Source organism: Psychrobacter immobilis (genome assembly GCF_003148585.1).
Taxonomy (GTDB): Bacteria; Pseudomonadota; Gammaproteobacteria; order Pseudomonadales; family Moraxellaceae; genus Psychrobacter; species Psychrobacter immobilis.
On the sequence record NZ_QGGM01000002.1, the window covers coordinates 124,567 to 151,564 of the forward strand.

Sequence of the window (26,998 nt, forward strand, 5' to 3'; positions counted from 1 at the left end):
CGTCTAGCGTTACCAATGCTGAGCATTATATTCGAGCTCACCCTACTACCAAGCGCATCAATTGGGTACTAATATAGCCACCGAAAGTGCCTACCGCATAGCCCAGAATGCCCAAAAACACCCCAACTGGCGCGAGTGATGGGTGAAATGCCGTTGCAACAATGGGTGCTGATGAGGCACCGCCAGTATTGGCATTGGAGCCGACTGCCAAAAAGAAAAACGGCGCACGAATTATCCTAGCCACAGCAAAGATAATCACTACGTGGATACTCATCCATAATAAACCAATAAGTAACAATCGCCATTGCGAAACGATACCCGCAAGATTGATTTGCATACCAATAGCAGCAATCAAGATGAAGATGAATACCGTACCAATTTTGGAAGCGCCCACATGGTCGAGCCTACGAATCTTGGTAAAGGAAAAAATTACCCCTATCAAGGTTATAATCACAACCATCCAAAAGAATGAGCTGGCAAAGCTATATTGTACTGCCCAGCTATAGGGCGCAAAAAATCCTGCAATTTGACCACCAACAAAGTGTGCGACACCCACCATAGCAAAGCATAAGCCAAACATCACCATCAAGTCATTTAAAGTTGCTGGACGAGCATTGTCACGCTCATAATTCTCAACCGCCTTAATCACTTTATCAATACTACTGGTGTCTGCCCTCAATAGCCGATCTATCTTATCGCTATGCTTCGCCAATACCAAGATAGCCAATAACCATAATGAAGCATTGGTGGTATCGACCAAAATCATCATCCCAAATAAATCATCACTGACGCCAAATAGCTCCTTCATCGCTGCTTGATTTGCCGCACCGCCGATCCAACTACCCGCCACCGCCGAAAACCCACGCCATAGCGTGTCATCGGTAAACATTTCAGGCGATACCCATTTAGCGACACCTAAGCTTATTGGACCACTAATAATAATCGCGATACTGGCGGCGAAAAACATGGCGATGGCTTTCCAGCCTAGCCCCAATATCTTTGGTACATCCATCGACAAGGTCATTAACAGCAAACTTGCTGGCAACAGATACGTGGCAGTAAAGCCATAAATCTGTGAGCCAATACCGTCAGCAAAGACACCTAAACTATTAAGCGTTGCAGGTATAAAGCAGCACAGCACAATACCCGGCAATACCGCATAAAAGCGCTGCCAGAATTTACCGGGTAATCCTTGGGTATAAAAAACCAAACCGATAATGGCCATAATGATGCCAAAAGCCAATGGCAGGCTATCAATAGTTAAATGAGAAATATCGGGCATCAAATAGCTCCGCAGCACACGATGAATAAAAGCTTGTTAGTATAGACAAGGCAAAAAAAACGCGCAAGCAGCGATCGAATAAACACAAAAAAGCCAGATAACAAGTATCTGGCTTTTTTAGTGCTATCTTTAGGCGATCAAGCAATTAATAACTTTAATCACAAAATATAAAAGTATTACGAGTTGTTACCACGGTTGCCGCCGTTTGGACGACCTTGACCACGGCTGTCAGAACGACCTGCTGGGCGACCTTGGCTGCCACTTGGACGACCACGACCTGTTGCAGCACGCTCACCACGTGGAACGCCAGTGCTATCGCCGCGGCTAGGAGCACCAGTGCGCTTGCCTTGATACGGCTTGCCACCTGAACGTTCATTTGGTTTGCCTGACGCGTCACGTGGCTTACCTTGATAACCGCTGTCATTGCTAGCGCGTTGACCAGTTGATGAGCTGTCGCTTGAGCGACCACGAGCATTAGCAGGATTACCTTGATAACCACCGCTTGAGCGACCACGGCCTTGACCATTACCACCGCCGCCGTTCGAACGACCACGACCGCGACCACGACCATTACCTTTGTTTTCGCTAGGTACATAAGTCTTCTTAGGCTCCATGCCTTCGATAATACATACTTCCATTTTGCGATCTAAATAACGGTTGATCGCGTTTAGCTGTGGACGATCATCCATGCTACATAAGCTGATAGCGATACCAGTACGACCAGCACGACCACAACGACCGATACGATGGACGTAATCTTCAGTCTGACGTGGAAGATCATAGTTAATAACGTGCGAGATAGCTGGAATATCTAGACCACGAGCAGCAACGTCAGTCGCTACTAGGATTTTAACTTTACCATTACGCAAGTCTTGAACGATACGGTTACGCTTGCTTTGTGGCAAATCACCATGTAGGAAGCTGGCTTTATGACCCGCTTCTTGTAGCTGTTTGGCCAGTTTTTCAGTACTACGTTTGGTAGCAGCAAAGATAATGATCTGTTCCATATCTTGCTGGCAAACGATTTTATCAAGCAAACGGTTTTTGTGATCAAAATCATCACAGTAGTACACTTTTTCTTCGATGTGTGCAGATTCTACTTTGATTGATACACGCTCAGGGTTCTTAGTAAAGCTGGCAGCGATTTTACCTACTGGGCCATCCCAAGTTGCAGAACACATAATCGTTTGACGATCAATTGGTGCGGCACGAAGGATGTCACTGATGTCATCAGCAAAACCCATGTCTAGCATACGGTCAGCTTCATCAAGTACCAAAATTTCTAGGCTTGATAAATCAACACGACCAGCATTGATATGGTCAAGTAGACGACCTGGAGTCGCAACGATAACTTGAACGCCTTTTTTCAACGCAGTGATCTGACCATTGTATGGTGCGCCGCCAACCAAAGGTACGCAGAATAGACCACGCATGTCTTTAGAATAAGTACGTACGCTGTCATGTACTTGCTGAGCAAGTTCACGCGTTGGCGTTAAGATAAGAGCTTTAGTTAGTTTATCAAAACTAGTGGCACGGCTTAAACGGTCAAGTACAGGGATAACGAATGCCGCCGTTTTACCACTACCGGTTTGCGCAGACAATAATAAGTCGCGACCCGCTAGAGCAAAAGGAATGGCTTGTGCTTGAATAGGTGTTGGATTGGTATAACCACTGCGATCAAGCGCGGTCAAAATCGGCTTGGCAATGTCTAGTTCAGCAAAGGTAATTTGATCTTCATCAGTCGCGTCAGTAGTAGCCGCTTGATTATTAGTATCAGTATTTGGAGTGTCAGTGTTTTCGATGATGCCGTTTTCAGCGGCGATTGCAGATAAAATATCAGTCATGAGAATCCTTGGTAAGTATAAGTTGCTGTAAATTCAGCAAGCTTGATGCATACCACTGATAACCGTTCACCACGCTGCCTTTATTAAAGAATTACCGGACCACATGTAAGTGTCGATAATCAGAAGCCAAGCCAATAATGCTTAGAGCCTCTACAATAAATGCGTTCGTGCTGTCTGACGTATTTTGGTGGTAGTGCCGAGTGTCTCATCCTTGTTTGATATAAGCGTATTATTAATGCTTTGTCCAAAGCAAATAATCGCGAATAACAACCAATTTAAACCACATTTATGGTTCGGTAGATAAGATATGAGTCAAAAATAACTGCTATTTTCATGACAGGTTATTCAAGTACACAAAATCATCGGCAACAATTACTTATGGTCATCCTAGACCCAAAATCGCAGGCGATGTTATCAATCTCATAATTCACGAAAGCCTAAGCTAACGTGGCGACGCAGTATAGCACAATAAAATATTATATGTAGCTATTTATTAAATTTCTCGGTAAATAAAGCAAATTGGCTTATAAATGTGCGTGTTCGATATGCTGAGTAATAAGACAATCAGCAGTATTATTGGCGGCTATCGCACCATTTTAACTTCGGTAACATACGTCGGCAGCTGCCACGCACCGCCCGCTTCAATCATACGGCAAAGCCCTGTGGTACTTTCATGGCTTTTTTCAAATGCCTTACCTGTCCATACCCAATCAGTCTTGGTTAAACAATCACCGATGCCGCGACCTTTTTGTACGGAAGTGATTTTACCCTTATCATAGCCCGTGGCGTTGGTGGTTACCAATGTCGGTTTATAAGGTTTACTGTCATTGATGACCCAGATACCTGCACCAGTATTATAAGCACCTGTCCAGCAATCGTGTTGTGCCAACAGCTGTGAGCTATTCAGTCGGCTCACACGCCATGGTGATTTATCTGATAGATTGGGACAGTCGCTATCCGCATCTTTCATTGTACTCTTCATCAGCGCCGCTAGCTGCGACGATTTCATCACAAACTTTCTATTGTTACTAGCGACGGCTTTCGGATTGGGCGCCACAAAGCGCAGTTTTGGTGCGGACTTGGATGACAATACAGTGCTATTTGATTTGGCGGCACCATCAGTATTGATAAAGGCAGATGACGTCCCTACTCGACCTTGGGCTTCATCTGCTTTGAGCATGACGGCGCTAGCCCCTTTATCAGACAGTTGCCAGCGTGAGTTACGTAGTACTAGCTCAATTTTGCTTGACTTAGTCAGCGCCTCTAGTAGCGCTGTGACTTGTGTTGGGGTCAGGTCAGCATTACCTGCTGCAGTTGAAAACGGCTTGGTTTCGCCATAGTCTCTACCATTGATGAACAATGATATACGATGACGATTGCCAAGTTGCATCAAGGCTTTAGATGAGCTTTCTTTAGCACCGCCCAGCTTCACTTTGCCATCCACACCAGCATTTGCGCCTGCACGGCGTATGAGCAATACCGATATAGGAAATTCGCTATTGTTTTCTGCTTGATAGCCTGCCAGCCGGCATGTACGAGTATTGTCGCAGACTACCTGCCAGTCTTGATTGGTAAATTCAATGCCATTGCTGGCCATCGTCGCTGTACTAAATAAAGCTGCGCTGATAGCAGCAAACATAGGTAATCGTATTTTATTTTTTATCATCAATAAGAGTATCTTTTTTATTTTTTTAGGATGGGTGGTTAAGTTGGCTTTGTATTGCAATATTGAGTATCGATCAGCATCTATCTGTTGATCGTTATGAATGGCGCTGAGTTTAGTATTAATAACTTTTAATTCGCTAGCCATCGCCTGTCGTGAGAAGTTGATCCGTTTACGGTTATCATCCTTCATAATCGTTATCCATCAATATAGTCAATCTTATTTCAATCAGATATTCTGTGTGACTTACTCAATCTATTATAATTGGCTCTATTCACCTTGCTGGTATCCCAATGGTATTGAGCCAATTAAATAAGCAGTACAAATACCCGCTTATTAAGGTGTTATCTGCTTGAGCTACTCAAGCTATCTTAACGTACTAAGGTTTCTATCTGTTGTACTAATGTATCATTGTGTAAACAGGTAAGTATATCTCTATTTTAATATAACCATATATGAATATAGAATAGCAAGATGTCGGATAAAATCAAGGCTGATAAGCAAATAGCCTATCAGCCTTGATTTTATTAATGCGTCTGTTATCGATAGTTTTAGTCAATAGGCTTTAATGATAGGTCTACGGCACGCTTAACGGCTGGACGTTCAGCAATTGCCTGTGCCCAGCGCTTCACATGCTTGTAGTCATTAACTTGCAGGAACTCGGCGGCATCATAGAGCTTTCCAAGCACCAATTGTCCATACCATGCCCAAATAATCATATCCGCAATATTATAATCGGCTTCATTGTTACCACACATATATGTGCTGTCTTTTAGATGGGTATCTAGCACATCGAGCTGGCGTTTGGTTTCCATGGTATAGCGGTTGATCGGGTACTCTAGCGGTTCAGGCGCATAAGCATAAAAATGTCCGAAGCCGCCACCTAAGAACGGCGCACTGCCCATCTGCCACATGACCCAAGACAAACACTCTGCCCGTGCTTTGCCAAGTGATAAAGGCATAAATTGGTCAAATTTTTCTGCCAGATACATCAAGATAGCACCAGACTCGAAGAGCGCTATCGGCTCGCCAGCTATATCGGAAGAATGATCAACCAAGGCTGGAATTTTTGAGTTAGGGTTTATGGCTACAAAGCCAGAACCAAACTGCTCTCCTTGAGAGATATCAATTTTATAGGCATCATATTCAGCACCTTTAACACCAATCTCGGCAAGCTCTTCTAACAGGATATTAACCTTGACGCCATTTGGCGTATTCAATGAATACAGCTGTAATGGCGCATCGCCTACTGGCAGCGCTTTCTCATAGCGCGCACCCGCTGTTGGGCGATTGATACTGGCAAACTTACCACCGTTTTCTTTGTCCTGCGTCCAAACCTTTGGCGGGACATATTTATCGTTTTGGCCATCGGTATGATTGCAAGCTTTGTTATTTTCCTGACTCATAATATATCCTCAGTTTATCTTTATCGTATTGTTGATGCTTCTACTTATATCGTCGGTAGTCAATTCAATATCATATGATTGAGATGAAATTGACTATACTGCTTATCTGTTGGCTTAAGTCGTTAGCGAGGGTTTACTATAACGATAACCAACCCTGATATTAAAGTCCTCTCTTGTAAGCAGTGTTAATATTATTACCTCTAAACACAGAATTTTATAACCTCAACCGCCAGCCGTTACTTTGATTCCCTTTTATTATGATTGAGTCTTTCTTATACTACTCGGTTGGTATAGCGAATTAGTCGTCAATAGACTATTTTGTTCATTTTATGATGGAATATCTAATGAGATTTACATGGTAACGCTAACCCCGACACAAGATAAATACTTGCCCTATGTGCTAGCGGTGGCGCTATTTATGCAAATTTTGGATGCCACTATATTAAATACGTCATTACCGCAGATGGCACAGGCGCTGGGTGAGTCTCCATTAAAAATGCAGTGGGCGGTGATCAGTTATGCGCTAACTTTGGCCATATTTATTCCCATCAGTGGTTTTTTGGCGGATAAATACGGCACGCGCCGAGTATTTTTGGCAGCGATTATTATCTTTTGTATTGGCTCACTGCTATGTGCTGCGTCACCAACGTTGGATTTTTTGATTGGCTCACGGGTTATACAAGGTATTGGCGGGGCGATGATGACGCCTGTGGCTCGCTTAATATTGGTCAAATCCTACCCACGCAATAAGCTGCTGACCGTTATGAACTTTGCGGTGATTCCTGCTTTGGTAGCACCACTAGTAGGGCCGGTCTTAGGTGGCTATATCGTACAATATACCAGTTGGCATTGGATATTTTTGATCAATATACCGATGGGTATTTTTGGCTTTATCATGGGCAAAAAACTGGTTCCGGCACTATTTGAGGATACCAAGCGGCTTGATTGGACAGGATTTTTATTGTTTGCGGCAGCGGCTTGTGGGTTTACGCTTGCTGTAGAGTTCGGCTCACAGATTGGTCGAGGGTTTTATGGGTTGCTGCTGAGTTTGGTGGCCAGCTTATTGATAGGCGCTTATATTTGGCACGCCAAGCGTAGTCAAGCACCCTTGTTCCCCTTGAGTTTGTTTGACATTCGCACCTTTCGTATTGGCATCACTGGTAACTTATTTACCAGATTAGGCATCAGCGCCGTACCGTTTTTGCTGCCGCTGTTGCTGCAAGTGGTGTTTGAGTACTCACCGTCGCAGGCAGGTTGGCTCCTTGCGCCCATCGCAGTCGGTGCTATCGGGATTAAACCATGGGTCAGTAAAATTATTCAGCGTTATACTTATCGCAAAGTGCTGGTCTTCAACACGTTTTTGATGGGCACGCTCATCATTGTGTTGGCACAGTTTACCGATGCCTCACAGTGGTTATGGTTTATCCCTATTTTGACCATAATGGGCGCTTGTAATTCTATGCAATTCAGCGCGATGAATACGATTACTATCGGTGATTTAGAAGGCGCTCAAACCAGTAGCGGCAATAGCTTAATGGCGGTCAATCAGCAGTTAGCAATTAGTTTCGGTATTGCTTTTGGGGCAGCGGTACTGACGCTGTTACGTGAACGCCTACAAATGGATACGCTGACAGCGTTTCAAACCACCTATTGGATACTTGGGGTCTTGACCATTCTCTCGGGGCTGTACTTCTTACGACTTAAGCCTGAAGATGGGCGCGGCTTATACTGAGCCGCTGATATTTGGATTTTGAATAAAGAGTTTGAAAAATATTGATTAAGCGTTGATTTTGTCAGCAGTGCAGATAGCACGCGTTGTCAAATATGAGACATAAAAATGCCAGCATGTGAGTGATTATAAACCACAAGACACGCTGGCATTTTTAGAGCATATTACGGCTCATTGCATCAACAATGAACCATTAAGGCGCGTCATCATCCATTTGTGATTGGATATAGCGCTCAACCCCAATGCTTTCGATCAAGTCTTCTTGCGTCTCTAACCAGTCTTGATACTCTTCATTACCATCTTTTAGCGTCACTAATAGCTGGCGTGACACATAGTCAGACTTTGTTTCACATAGAGTAATGGCATCGGTAATGATCTCGAATTTTTGTTTTTCTAGGCGCAAATTGCATTCGATAATCTCTGGCACATCTTCACCGATGAACATCTTGCCGTAATCTTGCAAATTTGGTAAACCGCCTAGCAATAAAATTCGGGCAATCAGCTCATCAGACCATTTCATCTCAGCGATAGACTGTTTGTAGAAATTTTCATTAAGGGCTTCTAATCCCCAATGGCGCGCAATGCGCGCATGTAAAAAGTACTGGTTGATGGCAATCAATGACTGTCCGAGCACTTTATTTAAAGCGCGAATAACCTCTTTATCCCCTTTCATTATCTCTCTCCCTTTCATGCCGTTATTTATGCTAAATACTATGGTTATTGTTCATATCTTCGTGACATTAAACAAGATTGGGAGTGACTTCAGCCATTTGGCTTTGTAGATAATTGGGCAGACTGATCATCTCAATTAAGCGCAACTGTTGCTCAAGCCAATGCGCATGATCTTCTTCAGTGTCTTTTAGCTGTTCTACCAACATCTCACGCGTGACATAATCGCGCTCTGCTTCACAGAGAGCAATACCGTCTTTTAAGTGCTGTTGTACTTGATACTCTAGCTCAAGGTCAAGTTGCAGCATTTCAGGAACTGTCGCACCGATATTGATGGCATTGACCGTCATTTTCGGCGTGCCACTCAGCATTAGGATACGGCGAATAATAGCTTGGGCATGTAACGTCTCATCTGCCATCTCATGATGGATACGGTCGTACAATTTGCCATAATGCCACTCAGCATACATTTCTGAGTGAATAAAATACTGGTCACGGGCAGCAAGCTCACCGCCTAACAAAAAATTCAAATAATCAATGACTTTTGGGCTACCTATCATAACCTATACTCCCCTATTTATATTTTACAGATCACCGTACATTCATAATTATCCATATAAGGATAGTACTATTGGTAAACTGATCAGTAAAGATCAAAATCAACAAAACGTCTTACAACGTGAGACAGATATAGTAGCATATAGGCGCTATACAGCTTGTAATGTTATGAACTAAGAATAAGATGCTAATTGAGAATCATAATTAGCTAGCTTTAGTAATCACTGATTTATCGCAACAATGGCTGCTAATGATGCTCAATATCATTGTAGTAGGTGTATGAGTAAAGTTATATGGACGCTCGCAACTTACCCTTTATGTATAATGACCAAAGGATAAGTGCGGAATATTGAATGTATGTGGTATCGAGGCGTACTAGTGATATTGGTGTAATGAGGTGATGAACAGCTGGGTAGTAAATCTCTGGTTTGATAACGTTTAAACAGCGTAAGCCAAGACATCGAGTCTAGCATGATGCTCATCTAGGTAATCGTTAACCATCGGTTCGCAGCAGCCACAGCAAGTCGCAACATCGAGGGTATCTTTTAGACCGTCAAGGGTATCGATACCTGAAGCAATGGCTGCTTTGATTTGCTTTTCTTTTACGTCATTACAGATGCATACGTACATGGTCTGGCTCCTCTGAATACCGCTATTCGGTAACTACTTTTATTGCTCATAAATTTAGTGCATTGATGATAAAAATGGTGAATAGAGTGTTTGTCTTGATATTCACGGTCATTTTTATGGCTTGATGTATAATAACGATAACTATTATCATTTGCAATAGCATTTGATATATTATTGGTATAAAAGTACAGTCAAGAAAGTAGAGTTATATTGCACGCAGTTAATTGATGTAAGTGAATATAAGCGTGCGTGTAACCGAATATGATGAAAGGTAGTAAATTAACGACGAACTGTAATTTAGCCCATTTTTTAATCGATTTTGTAGATAACTGCTGTTATATTGAACCCCTATTAACAAAGCCCAATTGGAATTGTTCTATGTCTGATAATAATTTTACGATACGACCTATCGAGTTATTTAAAGTCTTATCTGACCCGACGCGCTTAAAAATATTTCAAATTCTATTTAACAAAGAGTCGCGCTGTGTTGGTGAGTTGGTAGAAATACTAGATCAACCACAGCCAACGATATCGCGTCATTTGAACCATTTAAAGAAACTCGGTATTTTAAGCTGTGTTCGCGACGGTACGTGGATGTGGTATGAAGTCGCTGACGACTTGCCAGAATGGTGCCAAGAGATTTTGGATATTACTTATAAGCAAATATCTAGCAAAGACATCGATATGTCCAAGCCTGCTGAGATATGATGACTATCTAGCATTATTGCTATCAACATTTGATCTCAATAACGCTAGATACCAAATGAAATTGAGACCTGCTTTAACCTATAAAAAAAAGACCTACAATAAATAGGTCTTTTTTTATGGGTTATAACAGAAGAACTGCACCAAATTTCACTATGCTAAGTCTAAAAAATCACTGATAAACGCATTGGCTGGCTGGTGTATCAGCTCCTCCGATGTGCCTACCTGCTCTACCCGCCCTTGATTCATGACCACGATCTCATCTGAGACGGCGCGGGCTTCTTCTTGATCGTGAGTGACCATGATACTGGTAATACCAAGCTCATGGTGGATGTTCTTTAACCACGTGCGCAGCTCTTTACGTACCTTGGCATCGAGTGCACCAAAAGGCTCATCGAGCAACAATAATTTTGGCTTCACTGCTAAGGCGCGTGCCAGCGCAATCCGTTGACGCTGACCGCCTGATAATTGATGCGGATAAGCATTGGCCACTTGTGGCAGCTGCACCAAGTCTAATAGCTCGGCAACGCGCTTATTGATATCTGCCTTACTTGGCCGCTCATTCTTTGGTAACAAGGTCAGTCCAAAGGCGACATTATCGGCGATATTTTTATGACGAAACAATGCGTAATGCTGAAACATAAAGCCAATATGGCGCTTTTGTACTGGCGTATTGGTCACATCCATCTCATCAAACAATATCTGCCCTGAATCAGCATATTCTAAGCCGGCGATAATGCGTAACAACGTCGTTTTGCCACAGCCTGATGGTCCCAGCAAAGTGGTCAGCTTGCCAGTCGGCACGGTGATATTGATATTATCTAAGGCGGTAAACTGACCGAATTTTTTATTAACGTTGCGAATCTCGATGCTCATAATGGGTTCTCTTATTATATCTTTGGTATGGTGGCAGATTTTTTGGTTACCGCATTTACATTATTAAATTAAATCTAATGCCAGCCCTTTCAGACCAAGTGTAGATAGTATTACTTATCCGAAATTTCAGCGGTTGTTGCATCAGTAGTATTGGTAGCCTTCGTAGCGTTGGCACTTACCAGTAATTCAGGCACACTTGCCAGCCGTTCGGACTTGGCAAATTTGCGCTCTTGTAGCTTAGTCATGACTTGTTGAATAAGCAACGTCACGAGCGCCAGCGCGGCAAGTAGGCTTGACAAGGCAAAAGCGGCGGTAAAGTTATAATCATTGTAAGCAATCTCAACCAGTAGTGGCATGGTGTTGGTCTCACCGCGAATATGACCAGATACCACACTCACCGCCCCAAACTCACCCATTGCCCGCGCATTGGTCAAAATCAAACCATAGAGTAGTGCCCATTTGATATTCGGTAGTGTCACATGCCAAAACGTCTGCCAACCAGTCGCGCCCAAGGTCAATGCCGCTTGCTCTTCAGAGTCGCCTTGCGTCTGCATCAGCGGTATCAGCTCACGTGCTACAAAGGGAAAGGTGACAAATAAAGTAGCGAGCACGATCCCTGGAACCGCATAAATAACTTGAAACCCCATGCTCTCAAGCCAGCCGCCAATGGTGGAATTGAGTCCAAATAGTAAAACGAACATCAGACCTGCAACGACGGGTGATACTGAAAATGGCAGATCAAGCAAAGTGGTGACCAGCTGCTTACCTTTAAACTGATAGCGCGTCACTAACCATGCGATGGCGATACCCATCACCATATTGATGGGTAAGACGATAGCCGCGGTAATTAATGTCAGCTTAATGGCTTGCAGGGCTTCTGGATCAACCAACGAGGCAATATACAACTGCCAGCCACCTTTAAAGGCTTCATAGAATACAGCCAGCAACGGAATGACCAACATGATGACCATAAATAGCACTGCGATGACGATAAAGGTAAGGCGTATCCATGGCGTATCTTTAGTCGCTGCGTTACTTTGGTAGTCGTAGCTATTAGATATTTGCATTAGCGAGCTCCTACACGGCGCGACAGTTTCCACTGCATGATGTTAATGGTCAATAAGATCACAAATGAGATCAGTAGCATAAATAATGCAACCGCAGAAGCCCCTTGAACATCAAACTGCTCTAGTTTACTAATGATAATGAGCGGTAAAATCTCTGATTGCATGGGAATATTGCCAGCGATAAAGATAACCGAACCGTACTCGCCAGTGGCACGAGCAAACATCATGCCTGCACCCATGAGTAAAGCGGGCAACAGCTCTGGCAAAATTACTTTGCGAAACGTCGTCAAGCGATTGGCGCCCAATACCGCGGCTGCCTCTTCAAATTCAACCGATAGCTCAGCGAGTACAGGTTGTACCGCACGGACAATAAAAGGAAAGCTGACCACAACCAATGCGAGCCAAATACCTATAGGTGTAAAGGCGACCTGAATGCCAAATTTATCAAACCACTGTCCAATCAAACCATTAGGGGCATAAAGGGTCGCAAGCGAAATGCCTGTGACCGCCGTTGGTAATGCAAATGGTAAATCAACTAGCGCATTAATCAGCGACTTACCCCAGAACTCGTAGCGTACGAGTACCCAAGCGACCAATGTGCCAAACACCATGTTGGTCAGCATCGCCAAAAATGACATCCATAAGCTTAGCTTGATAGCAGCAGTGACTTGCGGCTGACTAATCGTCTCCCAGAATCCAGTCCAACCCATCTGAGTCGTGGTGTAGGCCATCATGGCAAACGGTAATACCACCAGTAGCGACAAGCTAAAGACCGTGATACCCATGCTCAGGCCGAACCCTGGCAGCACATTGCGTTGGCGCAAACGTGTTAACCACCCTTTTTTTACAGGGGCTTTGCTGGCAGGAGATGTTTTTGCACTCATAATGATGTCCTATTGCCTAACCAATCGTACTTAGCGATGATTACTATTTATTGTTATTGCTTAACGTGGGTTTTCACTATTGATACTTAAAAAAAGCACTTAACAGAAAGCATTTAACGATGATGTCGTCCATAAAACCACGCTATCAGGTAGTTATTAATATGCTTACGGTATAAAGGACATAGCGTATATGACCATGTCCTTTATAAGATTCTGCATGACTAATGGTGTGACTGACTGCATTTGCTAGCGCAGTAGCTTCTCTTATGCACTTAGCAAGTGATTACTGCGGGGCGTTAATGGCGAGCTGGTCGAATACGCCGCCATCACTGAAGTAAGTACCCATAATCTCATCCCACGTACCAAAGGCATCATTTGGACGGAATGTTTCGATTGGTGGTAATTTATCACCATTTTTATCAAGGACGCTTTCGACACTAGGACGCAAGTATAGGTTGGCTGCTAGCTGCTGAGCAGGCTCGCTCCATAAGTAGTCAAGATAAGCTTTTGCGGCATCCGTTGTGCCTTTTTTATCTGTCACTGACTTGACAATCGCAACAGGGCTTTCTGATTTAATAGAGTATTTAGGATAAACGATGTCAACTTTACCAGCACCAAAATCAGTTGCGGCAAGGTTGGCTTCATTTTCAAAAGTCACTAGGACATCACCGATACCACGCTGAACGAAAGTGGTGGTCGCAGCGCGCCCGCCATTCTCATAAACTTTGACGTTTTTAAGCATGTCTTTCACGTAGTTTTTGGCATTGGTCTCGTTTTTATCAAAAGCATGTAAGCCATAACCATAAGCGCCCAAGAACGCATAACGACCATTACCCGTCACTTTTGGATTGGCCATGACGATCTCAACGCCTTCTTTGGTCAAATCTTCCCAGTCATTGATGCCTTTTGGATTGTCTTTACGGACTAAGAATACGATGGTACTGGTAAAAGGCACGGCATTGTCTGGGAATTTACTTTCCCAATCTGATTCAACCAAACCTTTTTTCTCAAGCAGCTCAATATCAGAGCCTTGGTTCATGGTAGCGACATCTGCTTGCAGACCATTGGCAACCGACAGCGCTTGTTTGCTTGAGCCACCATGTGACTGCTTGATTAGAATATTGCTGTTTGGATTTTCAGCTTTATAATGCTCAACGAATAATGGGTTGTAGTCTTTATAAAAGTCACGTGCCACATCATATGAGACGTTCAGTAGCTCAATATTTTGACCTTCTGTGGCAGCGGTGCCATCTGCATTAGCAGTCGTTTCTGTCTCGCTATTGCTACAGCCAGCCAGCCCTAAGGTTAATGCAACGCCTGCAATGCTCAAGACGTGACGTTTTTTACTTTTTTGTTGATAGTGCAAAGCGTATGTCATAAATTCCTCAAAGGTATCTGTTAAGTAATGCAAGTATGCTAACAGTGCCATCTTATTATGTTTAATGATGAATATGCGTATGTTATTGCCAAAATGGAATAACAAAGGGATAAACACAAGGTTATCAATTACTTAAATAGTATCGTTAACACATAAGGCTGACACCCTACTAACTACCCGCTCTGGCTCATACAAATTGAGCACTTTGAGCATGTATCAGGTCATTGACGATCTCTTGATAAAGGCTCCCTACTTCACTCTTGCCAGCTGATCAAAACGCCCACCATCGACAAAGAAAGTGTCCATAATCTGCTCCCAAGAACCAAATACTGCTACCGGCTCAAAAGTCTCAATATCAGGCAAGGTTGCTTTGTGAGCTGCCAGCACTTGTGGGTTACTTGGACGCATATACATCTCTGCCATAAGCTCTTGTGCTGGAGTGTCCCATAAGCCTTTTAGGTAAGCATTCGCCGCTGCCGTCTTGCCGCCCTTGTCAGTGACGGCTGTTACGACCGCCACTGGATTCGCAATCACAATAGAATAACTGGGATAAACGATATCGACCTGTCCTTTGGCAAATTGCTTGACGGCTAAATGCGCTTCATTTTCGGTCGTGATGAGTACATCGCCCAGCCTGCGCTGAGTAAAGCTGGTTGTTGCGGCGCGTGCGCCATTGTCATAAGTGACCACGTTTGCCAGTAGTCTTTTGATAAAATCATCCGTTTTGGCAGGACTTTGCACCGTTTCTTTAAATTGATGTAATCCATAACCATAAGCACCCAAAAACGCATAACGCGCGGTGCCACTGGTTTTCGGGTTTGGTATCACCACGTCGATATCGTTACGCGCCAAGTCCGACCAGTCTTTGATGTTTTTGGGGTTACCATCGCGCACCAATAGCACCATGGTACTGGTATAAGGCACCGCATTGTTCGGGAACGCTTGCTGCCAATCAGCTGTGACCAAGCCTTTTTTAACCAACAGATTCATATCACTTTCTTGGTTTAAGGTCACTACATCTGCTTGCAGACCATTGGCAACCGACAGCGCTTGTTTGCTTGAGCCACCATGTGATTGGTTGATATTTACCTGACTGTCTGAATGCTTTTGCTGATAATCTGCGCTAAATAAAGCGTTATAATCTTTATAAAAATCGCGTGATACATCATAAGAGACATTTAATAAACTGATATTTTTTGCATCACCCGTTGCGTTCGAGCCGTCTTGCTGAGTGGCTTCGGTAGGATTACAGCCTGTCATTAGCATAGCAAACGCCAGTACGCTACCAACTTTAACACTGATATTGGCGATCGGCGTTGGCGTCTTTTTATCCTCAATAAGGGTATGCAGGTTAGCAAAACGAAGATTTTGAGATATTTGCTGAATACTTTTGTTATCTGGTTGCATGGGTGCTCTCAATAATGTTGATAGAAGCGTTTTCCACAGCATTGACAATCTTATTAATGCTCATAATTCTTTGGATACGGTTCTATGGATAATGAGAAATATGCTAACAGCATGTGAGTCAAATGCTTAGTGACAAATGCGCTTATCGAGTGATTAACTTGGCATAAGTCATTTTATTAATTATTTCACAAGGCTTAGGCTAGCCTCGCTGATTCTGAATATATTGCTTAATAATATCTAATGGCGCACCACCACAAGAGCTTGCAAAATAAGATCGGGACCAAAGCACCGGCTTGGCATAAGCTGCTCTTAACTCAATGAAATCGCCTCTCATTCGTCTACTTGTGACTGACTTTAGATTATTAACCAACTTGCTTAACTGCACCGTTGGCGGATACTGAATAAGCATGTGAATGTGATCTGCCTCACCGTTACACTCCTTTAGCTCAGCGTCAAAAATTTTACAGAGCTCAGCAACACATTCACTAAAATAATCATGATGCAACTCAACTAAAACTTTTTTTCGGTACTTGGTAAAAAAAACCAAATGAACGTGTAGGTTAAAGGCGGCATAGCGATTTTTATATATCTCACTCATTGTAATAAAAACCCTTAAGTGTTAGAATTATAATCATAATATCAAATACACACTCATTAATAAAGAAAGTGTTTATGAAGATCAACAAAGCGTATAAATTTAGGCTTGAGCCTAATACGGAGCAAACGGTTATTTTAAATAATCTTGTCGGCTCTGCGCGTTTTGTTTGGAATCAAATGCTGGCAATCTCATTTGAGATGTTTGCTAACAACGAGTTTATTAATGCCACCAATCTGGTTAATAAAATTATAGATTTAAAAAGTAATCCTGATTTTGACTTCCTAAAAACCAGTTCAAATGCGGTGGCTTTACAACAAAAAGTACGTGATCTCGCCTCTGCTTGGTCACGTTTTTTTGACCCCAAAGTCCATGCCAGGTTAAAAGAAAATAAAAAGAAACCCCGTAAACCCAAGTTCTTTAAATTGGCTGATGGATCGGAGATCCAACTACGTCCACTGATGCCAAGATTTAAGCACAAGTCCGATGGCTGCGACTCAATTCGCTTGGTTCAGTTTGATAAATATTGCCGTGTTGAGGACAATCGAGTCAAACTACCCAACGGTATTGGCTTGGTGAAGTTTAGAAAATCCCAAAACATTATCGGCACCATCAAAAACGTCACCATCAGCAAGAAATCAGGGCGCTGGTACGTGTCGTTTGGGTGTGAACTTGAACTGGCTGAGAACCCTCGGCATCCTGCCATAAGCGCTATTGGATTAGACATGGGTATCAGCAAACTACTCACCACCTCAAATGGTGAATACATCAAACCTAAAAACGGCTTTAAAGCCAATCAACTCAAGCTTGCTAGATTACAGCGTCAATTAATCAAGAAAGTAAAATTCAGTGAAAACTGGAAAAAGCAAAACCGTAAGATACAGAAATTGCACCATCATATCGCCAATATTCGTCATGACTACTTGCATAAAATCACCACCAGCATCAGCAAAAACCACGCTATGATTGCTTGTGAGGACTTAAAAGTAACCAATATGTCGAAGTCTGCAAGCGGGTCGATGGAGAAAAAAGGTTATAATATCAAAGCCAAATCAGGATTGAATAAATCAATTTTGGATCAAGGCTGGGCCATGATGGTCAATATGCTTGAGTACAAGCAGCAATGGCAAGGTGGGCTGCTAGTGAAAATCAATCCACGTTACACCAGCCAAACCTGCTTTAACTGCAAGCATGTCGCCAAAGAAAATAGACAAACTCAATCAAAATTTGAGTGCGTCCAATGTGGTTATGTTGCGAACGCAGATGTTAACGCGGCTCGCAACATATTAGCGGCAGGGCATGCCGTGTTGTCTGCGGAGGGAAGATGCGGTAAAGGGTCGCCCGTTGAAACAGAAAACTTGTGATATTCGTGAGAATGTTGCCTAAGAGCGTTTGCTTTTAGAATCCCCCACTTGAGCTTGGCGAAAGTGGGGGGAGTATGTCAAATAGACGAGCCTTTATGTAAACGATACTATCTCTAATATCCTTACAGCCATGCTGTTAGGCGTTTCGTTTAGATAACGACCATTCCTCTTAATCACTCCTTTATCAAAGGTACTTAAATGATCATGTCTCCACCTCGTGCCGCTCGTCACTCACGCTTTTTTTCGGTATTTTTCACCACATCGGCGGCTCTGTTTGCCTTAAGTGGCTGTAATAACATGACACCTAGCGTGAATCACCAAGCCATAAAACAACCTATAGCCGATGTCATGCCAGCTGTGCAAGCAGTCGTTGGAGATTATGCTGATGAAGGTTATGAAAAGCGCGCGCAAGGCTATGATTGGGTTGGCGTCATGGTACGGGCAGAGAGTGATCAGCAAATCAACATAAAGGTTCGCGCCCGTAGCGATATTAAAAAGCCCAGTTGCCAGTTTGATAGCAAGGCGACATTAATGGGTCAAGACGACGCGCACGGCATTATTTTCCAAAGCAAAGTCAATGACAGTACAGCATTCTTTCAATTTAAGGATGATAAGCTGACTATTGATAGTCAAGATAAATACGCGCTTAACTACTTCTGCTCTGGCGGTGGCACATTGATTGGTGACTATCAAAAGCTGACAACAGATTTAGAGATTTAATAGATAACGAACGCTAGCTTAGATAACAGGCGTTGAAAACCAGTATCAAAAAAAAGGTGTCAGATGATAAGTCTGACACCTTTTTTTGATACTGGTTTGTATGCTGATAATCTTGGTTTACACCGCAGAGGCACCGACTAATTTCACTTCAGCACGTTCCTCTCTTGCGATACCAGCATAATAATCGCGCAAAATTTGTAGTACTTCTGGACGGCTAAAGTTGTCTGGTACTTCTTCATCTTCTGATAGCGCTTTACGCAGCTTCGTACCTGATACTTTAACGTGTTCAGACGCTTCATGCGGGCAAGTCTTATCTGATGCCATGGCATTACAAGCATTACACCAGAACGTCCAGCCAATTTTTAGTGGTTGAGTGATAAGATCATCTTTACCAACCTGTTCAAATATCGTTTGTGCATCAAAGGCACCGTAATAATCGCCGACACCAGCGTGGTCACGACCAACAATCAGATGGCTACAACCGTAGTTTTGACGGAATACTGCATGCAGTAGCGCCTCACGCGGACCGGCATAACGCATGTCTAGCGGATAGCCTGCTTGGATCACGGTATCAGCTCTGAAATAATTATCAATCAAGGTCTTAATGGCTTCTTGGCGTACCTCAGCTGGGATATCTCCTGGTTTTAATGCGCCGAGTAGCGAATGAATCAGTACGCCATCACAAATCTCGATCGCAATCTTGGCCAGATATTCGTGTGAGCGGTGCATAGGGTTACGCGTTTGGAAGGCGGCGACTGTTTTCCAGCCTTTGGCATCCAATATCTCGCGCGTCTCAGCTGGCGTTTTATAAATCTCTGGGTATAAGGCGGGGAACTCGCCTTCGCTTAGTACTTCGACGCGACCTGCGATGTTGACTTCGCCTTGGTTCAGGACTTGCTGCACGCCCGGATGTTCAGGATCAGTTGTGGTAAAGACTTGCTGGCACTCATGGTCTTTGTCGATATCATAAGTTTCTTCGACAGTAATGATGCCCATCACTTCCCCATCATCCGCGACCAAAGCCACTTTATCACCTTGGCTCAAAGTATCGGTCAGTGCTCTTGGAGCAGATAAAGTAATGGGGATTGGCCAAAACAAGCCAGCATTCTCACCACTTTGCAGACGCATGTTGTCAACAACGCCTTGCCAATCGGCTTGATTCATAAAGCCATTTAGCGGGGTGAAGCCACCAATACCAAGCATAATCAAATCACCACGCTCACGTGAGCTTAGCGTGATAGTCGGCAAAGTGCTGGCAAGTTCTAGAGCCTCTTCGCGTGCTTTACCTTTTAATAATAGTGGCTTTAGGGTGTCGCTACCATGAGGGGGTACTAGTTTTGAGGCTGCTTGATTGGGGACTGAAGATGTCATATTAATTTAAAACCTTAATGATGAGTGAGAAAGCTGAGTAAATGGGTTATAAATAGAATACGCATAGGCTACCGAATTTTCGTTATGAAAATTTATGCTGACTTTGGATATGGATATGACTTATAGGAATTTATGTTTTAACGCTATAGCTTATATGATGTGACGCTAAGCTAAGCTAAACTAAACTGTCACTGAGCAGTTTTTAAGCTATCATATACGTCTATCATTATTGAGATTACGTCATGTACCAATATAATTATGCTGACCAAACCTTGGTAGAAGAACGAGTCGCCCAATTTCGCGACCAAACTGAACGGTTTTTGGCAGGCGAGCTGCCAGAAGAGCAATTTTTGCCGCTGCGTTTGCAGAACGGTCTTTATATCCAGCGTTATGCGCCGATGTTGCGTATTGCGGTTCCATATGGCTTGCTGGCAACCTATCAATTGCGTAAGCTCGCCGAGATTACCCGCAAATATGACAGAGGTTACGGACACTTTACCACTCGTACCAATATGCAGCTGAACTGGCCAAAACTTGAAGAAGTGCCAGATATTTTGGCGGAGCTGGCATCGGTACAGATGCATGCCATTCAGACTTCGGGCAACTGTATTCGTAATACCACCACTGACCCTTACGCCGGTATTCATAAAGAAGAGATTGCTGATCCACGTCCTTATTGTGAGATTATTCGCCAGTGGTCAACCTTTCATCCTGAGTTTGCATTTTTACCGCGCAAATTTAAGATTGCCGTCATTGGTACCGCCAATGATCGGGCAGCGACGCAGGTGCATGATATCGGACTGCATTTAAAAGCCAATGAAGAAGGCGAGCTTGGATTTGAGGTGATTGTTGGTGGCGGGCTTGGACGTACGCCAGTGATTGGCAAAACCATTAATAAATTTTTACCACGCCATCATTTACTCAGCTATTTAGATGCGATTTTGCGCGTCTATAATCTGCATGGTCGCCGCGATAATAAATTCAAAGCGCGTATCAAAATATTAGTCGAGAGCATGGGCGGTCCTGCCTTTGCTAAACTGGTCGACGCTGAATGGGAAGCACACACCAAAGATGGCTCATTAACTCTAACCGATGCCAGCTTTGACAAAGCCAGTAGTTATTTTACCGAACCTGATTATCTAAGCTTTGATGCGCTCCAAGTACAGTCGGACTTGCAGCAGCAATTAAACGCTGATAAAGACTTTGCCAATTGGTATAACCAAAATACGGTCGCCCATAAAATCGCAGGTTATCGCGCCGTGGTGATTTCGTTAAAAGCAGGGTTGGTCAATGGTAAGTACGTGCCTTCAGGTGATATCAGTGAGTCGCAAATGGACGCCCTCGCCGACCTCGCTGATGAACATAGCTTTGGTGAATTGCGTGGTACTTATCAGCAAAATCTGGTTTTCGCTGATGTACAAACCAACCGCTTATACGAGCTATGGCAACAGTTGGTTGCGCTACATTTGGCCCGTCCAAATATCAATACCCTCACCGATATGATCGTCTGCCCAGGCTGGGACTTTTGCTCGCTCGCCAATGCCACAACCCACAATATCGCTGAACAAATCGAAAAGCAATTTGATGATCTCGACTATCTTTATGATTTGGGTGAAATCCGCCTCAATATGTCTGGCTGTATGAATGCCTGTGCGCATCATCATACCGGCGATATCGGTATCCTTGGTGTCGATAAAAAAGGCGAATACTGGTATCAAATCAGCCTCGGCGGAAACTCTAGTAACGACGCCAAAATCGGCAAGATATTGGGTAAAGCGGTGCCATCTGATGATGTCGCGACGACGATACAAAAGATAGTAGACGTCTATCTAGAGCAACGCGTGGCTAATGAGAATGAGGTAGAAGGCTTTGGTGAGCTGATCAATCGTATTGGCCTTGCACCCTTTAAGGAGAAGGTCTATGGGTAATCATCATCTTTTCAATAGCGAGGCTGCGGACATCAGTCAAAACGATACTTGGCATGTACTGACGACTAACGATCTACCAGATGGTATCGCACTGACCCACATATCATTGCTCGAAATTTTACAAAAGCAAGAAAAGCTCGATGTGCTCTTACCGCTTAGCGATTTATTGGATACTAAGGGCAATATTGCTGGCGGTCTATTGCAAGAGGTGTATGAATTACTCGCTCAACATACCAGCAATCTTGGTGTCTGGGTGACATCGAATAGCGATACGGAAGTGCTAACTCGCATACCAGAGTTTTTATTGCAGCAAGATTTAATTGTGATTAATGTGCCAGTGTTCACCGATGGACGCGGCTTTAGCTTTGCCCAGACCCTACGCCAGATCGGTTACCAAGGCGAGATTCGTATGGCTGGCAAGTTTGGGCGTGACCAAATTGCCTACCTACTACGTGCGGGCGCGGACAGTTTTATGATAAGCGAGCATGACCTACAGTCCATCTCCGACATCAGCCAAGCATTTAACGCGCTGGCTAGCAGTTATGACGGTCGCAACGCCGCCGACTTACCGATGTTTGCGGACGCCTAATTTGTATTATTTCAATTTAAATTATGACAGCAACGACCTATTACTTTTATAAATTTTCACAGCTGGGTTAAAAACCCAGCCTAAGATTACTATTCAATACTTAATTTTTTTACCATCTTTAACTTTATGCATTTAAATTATTAACAACCATTAAGGAACGTATTATGAGCCAATTACATCCAAATTTAGACCTCGACCAAGCCAACCAATCATTGCAAGGCAAGTCGCCTGAGCAAATCGTTGAGTGGGCATTAAGCCAAGCGAAAAACCCAATCATCACCACTAACTTCCGCCCATACGAGTCAGCGATTCTGCATTTGGTTGCCAAACAGCGCCCTGACATCACCGTATTGTGGGTAGACTCAGGTTATAACACGGATGCCACTTATCAATTTGCCAATAAAGTCATCCGTGATTTAAATTTAAACGTCATCACCTATATTCCTAAGCAAACGGCAGCGTATCGTGACGCGACCATGAACGGTATCCCAGGTATCGACAACCCACAGCATGATGAATTCACCGACCAAGTAAAATTAGAGCCCTTCCGCCGTGCGCTAGATGAGTTAAAGCCTGATGTTTGGTTCAATGCTATTCGTAAAGATCAAACCGAATTCCGCCAAGGTCTTGATGTACTTAGCCTATCAAAAGATGGCGTCTTAAAAGTAGCGCCATTGTTTGAAAACACTGACGCCGATTTAGATGTTTATCTCGAAGAGCATCACTTACCGAATGAATTTGATTACTTTGATCCAACGAAAGTAGAAGAAAGCCGTGAGTGTGGCTTGCACACGCAGCTTTAGGTATTTCGTAGCTTTACGATAAAAACACTTCTTAGATATAAGAGGTGTTTTTTTATTGTCATAGTAGATTCAATATTCAGTCCCACAAAATTTGAATCTATAATCCAAGCGCTACTGCCAAAACAATGAGGACACACGCAAGTATCAAAATTATCGAGCTAACTGCCAACCGCCTTTCTCATCCCTTTTACCCATGACTGCCAAAACCAACACTAGACTTAGCATCAGTAATAAATACCAAGAGCCCAGCTTACCCCAACCTACCACATGCCATACATTCGCTTGTGACGGATAACGCCAAATATTGGTAAAAGTAGCAATATTTTCTGCCAACCAAACCAAAAAAGCGAGGAACAACAGTAATGGTAAAAATGGACATTGATATTGCTTGGTATCATGCAGTTGAAGATTATTCTTGTGATGGATTTGAAAAAACACTCTGGTTTTCCAAAATAAAACTACTGAAGCGATGAACAATATATTGCGAATATCAGGGACAAAAAACTTAGTGAAGAAGTTGGCATAAGAAAAAATAACCAATAAACTCACCCACAGTAAACGTGGCAAGTCGGTAAAAGAGGCATTAAACAATCTTAAGCCACGCGCTAAAAAACTACCTACTGCCGAATACATAAAACCGGCGAAAAGTGGCACAGTGGCAATTCTAAAAATTGCTGGTTCAGGATAGTACCAAGAACCAATTTTGGGATGGGTTAAAAACAACTCCATTGCCATGGCCATGATATGAAAAATAGCAATGACCCATACCTCACGCGGTGTCTCTAATTTGAAATGAACCAAAAAAACCTGAATAATCAAAGCATAAGCCAACAACAGATCATAGCGATAGACACCAGAAATTGACCAACTTATTTGATGAGTCAGTACAAAAGCCAATAATAAAAGTATGCCAAACAAAGCAGACGCTAAACTTAGCGCGGCGCCACGCGGAATAATGTTCAACATCTTAGATTAGCACTACAATCATATTGACTACCGTTTATTGCTTTAACGCTATGGTGAACCATGACATACATCCTCCTCTTCCTCACAATAGCTTATTATGTAAAGTATTAGAGGCCGCCAAACTATAGCAAATAGTCCGCTTAATAGACAATTTTCTATTATTTTTGAATATCTCTATCTGTATAAAGAAGTCAGCATTTGAATAATTAACGTTTCTTGAACGTTTTATTGTCTAACATTGCGGTATTCTATGGCTTGCCTCAGTGGCTGCTCGGCATTAAACCGACGCTATAAAGCCACATCATGTACAAAGTTACTCATCCTTTTTTATTTCCTTATAGGCACTCGCGCTCATCAATATGGATATTTATTATGTCTTTTATAAAAAAAATCGATTCACTCTATGAAAAACTGCACGATAAGCTACCAGCGGTAGGCAAGACCGCCTCTTTTTTAACCGGTACGAGTGTTCTTACTGCCAATAGTGCGATGGTGGGTCTGCCCATCTGGACTTTGGGAGCGGCAAAAGTATTGACAGGAGCGAAAGCTGCGGATGATGCGCTGATTGCGATTACCAAATACTGGATTAATAGTAATAACGCCGTCATTGATCATGCCCTACCTCACAAAGACTGGCGCATTAACCTGCCTGACGATCTGAGCGAAGACAAACAGTATCTATTGGTAAGCAACCATCAATCGTGGGTTGATACCAGCATTGTGCAATATATCAGCCAAGATACCCTGCCTCTGACACGGTTTTTTACCAAGTTTAATCTGATTTATATTCCTGTTATCGGTCAAGCCTTTTATTTCTTAGACTTTCCGATGATGAAGCGCTTTTCTGCCAAAGCGATGGCCAAGAATCCAGAGCTTAAAAAACAAAATTTGCTTGAAGCTAAGCGTGCTTGTCGTCAATTAAAAAACAAACCTTTTGCCCTGTTGAATTACTTAGAAGGGACGCGTTTTACCCCAGAAAAACACGAACAGCAAAAATCCCCTTATCAGCATTTGTTAAAGCCACGGGCTGGCGGTTTGTCATTAGCAATTAATGCGTTAGGCAATGAGTTGGATTCTATCTTGGACGTGACCATTGTCTACCCAGACGGCGCGCCTGACTATGATGATTTATGGAAAGGTAATATTCGCCGTTTGGGCGTCGATGTGACTCGCTTAAAGATACCAGATGAATTATTTGCTGCCATCATGGACGGCGGCTATGACCGTGATGAAACCACCAAAAAAATGATGTTTGACTGGTTAGAGGATATCTGGCAACAAAAAGATGCCCGTATGACTAAGATGCTGAGTGAGTTTGAGTAGGTTTTGGCATCCGGTTAAAGATGTTTGATATTCTTACGCCTATCATGTAAATCAAATGCCTTACGTGATAGGTCAAGTTCATCACAAGATCAGACTTTAGCTTAGCGCCAAATTTTTCTGTAAATAAATAGTTATAAGAGCTAAATCAATGCAGTCGCTGTCCTCGTTTATCGATATAGTAGCCTTCGCCATCTTTATAAACATAAGCTTTGCCGTCAAGGAAGGAGTCAACTTGATCATAATCAAAGGGAATGATTGTCTGTCCTGCTTTATTTAGATAACCACCTTTACCATTTTTATGAACTGCAACCAGACCTTCAGAGAACTTGTCACTCAAATTATAAATTAAAGGAATGACGATATTGCCTTTTTTATCAATAAATCCCATTTTATATCTTTCGACTGTACCGACCTCGTACGTTGTTTTATAAGCATTATTAACCAATGCTAAGCCGTCAGAAAACTTACCAGCGGAATCATAAGAAAAGTCAATAATTCCTTCACTTAGTTTATTGATATATCCGTATTTTTTGTGAAGCTTGACTGGCGCTAGACCTTCTTGAAAGCTACTGGCGTAATCATATTGTAAAGAAATAATTTGCTCACCCTTATTGTTAAAGAAACCCCACTTGTCATCTTTAGCAACAGCAACCAAACCTTCTATTAAATAATTTACATTATCGTATTCTATCGGTATGACTAGCTTGCCTTTTTCATTCATAAAGCCCCACTTATCATCCTTTTGTACGCTAACCAATCCCTCTGAAAACCCACCTACTTCATCATATATTATAGGAATAACGACTTTATTTTTTTTATTGACGTAACCCCATTTCCCACCTTTACTGACGGCTATTAGATTAAATTCAAAGCTGGGACTCACTTCATCATATTCTATGGGGATTATTTGTTCATTCATTTTGTTAATTAAGCCCCACTTACCATTCAGGCTGACTCGCGATAATCCTTTAAAAAAAGCATTGGCATCGTCATACTTAACTGGAATGACCATCTTATTATTCTTGTCAATAAAACCATATTTATCATCTTGCTCTATTCTTGCCATCCCTTCATAAAAATCATTATCGCTCTCATAAACCATTTCCTTTGTATCGTCTTTCTCTAATTTAGACTCTAAATTGGTTGCGGCTTGACCATTTAGCATCAAAAAACCAAAGGATAATCCAAATATAGAAAAAGAATGTGTTATTGGTTTTCTGCGATTATTGTTCAGAATCATG

The 26,998-nt window shown here is 42.8% G+C and carries 22 protein-coding genes and 2 pseudogenes; 8 read left to right on the forward strand and 16 right to left on the reverse strand.

Annotated features, from left to right (window positions below):
- Window positions 1-37 precede the first annotated feature (37 nt).
- The 4 genes from C8D84_RS02510 to yghU all read right to left on the reverse strand — a co-directional run bounded on the left by C8D84_RS02510 (window position 38) and on the right by yghU (window position 6,195).
- The gene (locus C8D84_RS02510; protein WP_109589796.1) at window positions 38-1,282 is read right to left on the reverse strand and encodes a DUF819 family protein; all 1,245 of its coding nucleotides are present in this window, start codon (window positions 1,280-1,282) and stop codon (window positions 38-40) included.
- Window positions 1,283-1,458: 176 nt separating this feature from the next.
- A complete protein-coding gene (locus C8D84_RS02515; protein ID WP_109589797.1) occupies window positions 1,459-3,126 on the reverse strand; it encodes a DEAD/DEAH box helicase in 1,668 nt (555 codons plus the stop codon).
- 583 nt (window positions 3,127-3,709) lie between these two features.
- Window positions 3,710-4,981 (reverse strand): DUF1176 domain-containing protein, encoded by a 1,272-nt coding sequence (locus tag C8D84_RS02520; protein WP_228244428.1) that lies wholly within the window; start codon window positions 4,979-4,981, stop codon window positions 3,710-3,712.
- A 359-nt stretch (window positions 4,982-5,340) separates the two neighbouring features.
- Window positions 5,341-6,195, reverse strand: coding sequence for a glutathione-dependent disulfide-bond oxidoreductase (gene yghU / locus C8D84_RS02525; RefSeq protein WP_109589798.1), 855 nt, complete (start codon window positions 6,193-6,195; stop codon window positions 5,341-5,343).
- 355 nt (window positions 6,196-6,550) lie between these two features.
- Here yghU and C8D84_RS02530 point away from each other — a divergent pair, with 355 nt between their 5' ends.
- Window positions 6,551-7,927, forward strand: coding sequence for a DHA2 family efflux MFS transporter permease subunit (locus C8D84_RS02530; RefSeq protein ID WP_109589799.1), 1,377 nt, complete (start codon window positions 6,551-6,553; stop codon window positions 7,925-7,927).
- Window positions 7,928-8,117: 190 nt separating this feature from the next.
- On the opposite strand, the gene bfr (C8D84_RS02535) is transcribed toward C8D84_RS02530, so the two are convergent.
- From bfr (C8D84_RS02535) to C8D84_RS02545, 3 genes are all read right to left on the reverse strand, one after another.
- The gene (gene bfr, locus C8D84_RS02535; protein WP_109589801.1) at window positions 8,118-8,597 is read right to left on the reverse strand and encodes a bacterioferritin; all 480 of its coding nucleotides are present in this window, start codon (window positions 8,595-8,597) and stop codon (window positions 8,118-8,120) included.
- Between the two features lie 67 nt (window positions 8,598-8,664).
- Window positions 8,665-9,153, reverse strand: a complete 489-nt coding sequence (bfr, locus tag C8D84_RS02540) for a bacterioferritin (protein WP_109589803.1) — start codon at window positions 9,151-9,153, stop codon at window positions 8,665-8,667.
- A gap of 436 nt (window positions 9,154-9,589) precedes the next feature.
- Entirely contained in the window at window positions 9,590-9,781 is a 192-nt protein-coding gene (locus C8D84_RS02545) for a (2Fe-2S)-binding protein (protein ID WP_045447323.1), read from the reverse strand.
- A 378-nt stretch (window positions 9,782-10,159) separates the two neighbouring features.
- On the opposite strand from C8D84_RS02545, the gene C8D84_RS02550 reads away from it, so the two are divergent.
- Entirely contained in the window at window positions 10,160-10,489 is a 330-nt protein-coding gene (locus C8D84_RS02550; protein WP_045456178.1) for an ArsR/SmtB family transcription factor, read from the forward strand.
- A 153-nt stretch (window positions 10,490-10,642) separates the two neighbouring features.
- On the opposite strand, the pseudogene C8D84_RS02555 reads toward C8D84_RS02550, so the two are convergent.
- The 6 genes and pseudogenes from C8D84_RS02555 to tnpA all read right to left on the reverse strand — a co-directional run.
- Window positions 10,643-11,362, reverse strand: a pseudogene (locus tag C8D84_RS02555) (sulfate/molybdate ABC transporter ATP-binding protein); the annotation flags it as partial.
- Between the two features lie 110 nt (window positions 11,363-11,472).
- Window positions 11,473-12,429 (reverse strand): sulfate ABC transporter permease subunit CysW, encoded by a 957-nt coding sequence (gene cysW / locus C8D84_RS02560; RefSeq protein WP_045456181.1) that lies wholly within the window; start codon window positions 12,427-12,429, stop codon window positions 11,473-11,475.
- Window positions 12,429-13,313, reverse strand: a complete 885-nt coding sequence (gene cysT, locus C8D84_RS02565) for a sulfate ABC transporter permease subunit CysT (protein ID WP_045456184.1) — start codon at window positions 13,311-13,313, stop codon at window positions 12,429-12,431. Before cysT ends, cysW begins: the two co-directional genes overlap by 1 nt.
- Before the next feature lie 283 nt (window positions 13,314-13,596).
- Window positions 13,597-14,691: a sulfate ABC transporter substrate-binding protein gene (locus C8D84_RS02570; protein WP_109590074.1), complete on the reverse strand. Its 1,095-nt coding sequence runs from the start codon at window positions 14,689-14,691 to the stop codon at window positions 13,597-13,599.
- Between the two features lie 249 nt (window positions 14,692-14,940).
- The gene (locus C8D84_RS02575) at window positions 14,941-15,957 is read right to left on the reverse strand and encodes a sulfate ABC transporter substrate-binding protein (protein WP_170108262.1); all 1,017 of its coding nucleotides are present in this window, start codon (window positions 15,955-15,957) and stop codon (window positions 14,941-14,943) included.
- Between the two features lie 340 nt (window positions 15,958-16,297).
- Window positions 16,298-16,696 carry an IS200/IS605 family transposase gene (gene tnpA / locus C8D84_RS02580; RefSeq protein WP_109589807.1) on the reverse strand — a complete coding sequence of 133 codons (399 nt, stop codon included), beginning with the start codon at window positions 16,694-16,696 and terminating at the stop codon, window positions 16,298-16,300.
- A gap of 74 nt (window positions 16,697-16,770) precedes the next feature.
- On the opposite strand from tnpA, the pseudogene C8D84_RS02585 reads away from it, so the two are divergent.
- Together C8D84_RS02585 and C8D84_RS02590 are read left to right on the forward strand one after the other, a co-directional pair.
- Window positions 16,771-18,079: pseudogene (locus C8D84_RS02585) on the forward strand (RNA-guided endonuclease InsQ/TnpB family protein).
- Between the two features lie 176 nt (window positions 18,080-18,255).
- Window positions 18,256-18,777, forward strand: coding sequence for a hypothetical protein (locus tag C8D84_RS02590; RefSeq protein ID WP_045456193.1), 522 nt, complete (start codon window positions 18,256-18,258; stop codon window positions 18,775-18,777).
- A gap of 117 nt (window positions 18,778-18,894) precedes the next feature.
- On the opposite strand, the gene sat is transcribed toward C8D84_RS02590, so the two are convergent.
- Complete coding sequence (gene sat, locus C8D84_RS02595; protein WP_109589809.1) at window positions 18,895-20,148, reverse strand: sulfate adenylyltransferase; 1,254 nt, start codon at window positions 20,146-20,148, stop codon at window positions 18,895-18,897.
- Between the two features lie 242 nt (window positions 20,149-20,390).
- On the opposite strand from sat, the gene C8D84_RS02600 reads away from it, so the two are divergent.
- The 3 genes from C8D84_RS02600 (at window position 20,391) to C8D84_RS02610 (ending at window position 23,468) form a co-directional block, all read left to right on the forward strand.
- Window positions 20,391-22,076: a nitrite/sulfite reductase gene (locus tag C8D84_RS02600; protein WP_025652043.1), complete on the forward strand. Its 1,686-nt coding sequence runs from the start codon at window positions 20,391-20,393 to the stop codon at window positions 22,074-22,076.
- The gene (locus C8D84_RS02605) at window positions 22,069-22,665 is read left to right on the forward strand and encodes a DUF934 domain-containing protein (protein WP_109589811.1); all 597 of its coding nucleotides are present in this window, start codon (window positions 22,069-22,071) and stop codon (window positions 22,663-22,665) included. The genes C8D84_RS02600 and C8D84_RS02605 overlap by 8 nt, the downstream gene beginning before the upstream one ends.
- Window positions 22,666-22,829: 164 nt before the next feature.
- On the forward strand, window positions 22,830-23,468 hold the full coding sequence (locus tag C8D84_RS02610) for a phosphoadenosine phosphosulfate reductase domain-containing protein (RefSeq protein ID WP_109589813.1): 639 nt from the start codon (window positions 22,830-22,832) through the stop codon (window positions 23,466-23,468).
- 150 nt (window positions 23,469-23,618) lie between these two features.
- Here the strand turns inward: C8D84_RS02610 and C8D84_RS02615 are convergent, their stop codons facing one another.
- Window positions 23,619-24,434 (reverse strand): DUF817 family protein, encoded by an 816-nt coding sequence (locus tag C8D84_RS02615; protein ID WP_109589815.1) that lies wholly within the window; start codon window positions 24,432-24,434, stop codon window positions 23,619-23,621.
- A 372-nt stretch (window positions 24,435-24,806) separates the two neighbouring features.
- Here C8D84_RS02615 and C8D84_RS02620 point away from each other — a divergent pair, with 372 nt between their 5' ends.
- The gene (locus tag C8D84_RS02620) at window positions 24,807-25,757 is read left to right on the forward strand and encodes an acetyltransferase (protein WP_109589817.1); all 951 of its coding nucleotides are present in this window, start codon (window positions 24,807-24,809) and stop codon (window positions 25,755-25,757) included.
- 145 nt (window positions 25,758-25,902) lie between these two features.
- Here C8D84_RS02620 and C8D84_RS02625 read toward each other — a convergent pair whose 3' ends face one another.
- Window positions 25,903-26,997: a WG repeat-containing protein gene (locus C8D84_RS02625; protein ID WP_109589819.1), complete on the reverse strand. Its 1,095-nt coding sequence runs from the start codon at window positions 26,995-26,997 to the stop codon at window positions 25,903-25,905.
- Window position 26,998: the final 1 nt, after the last annotated feature.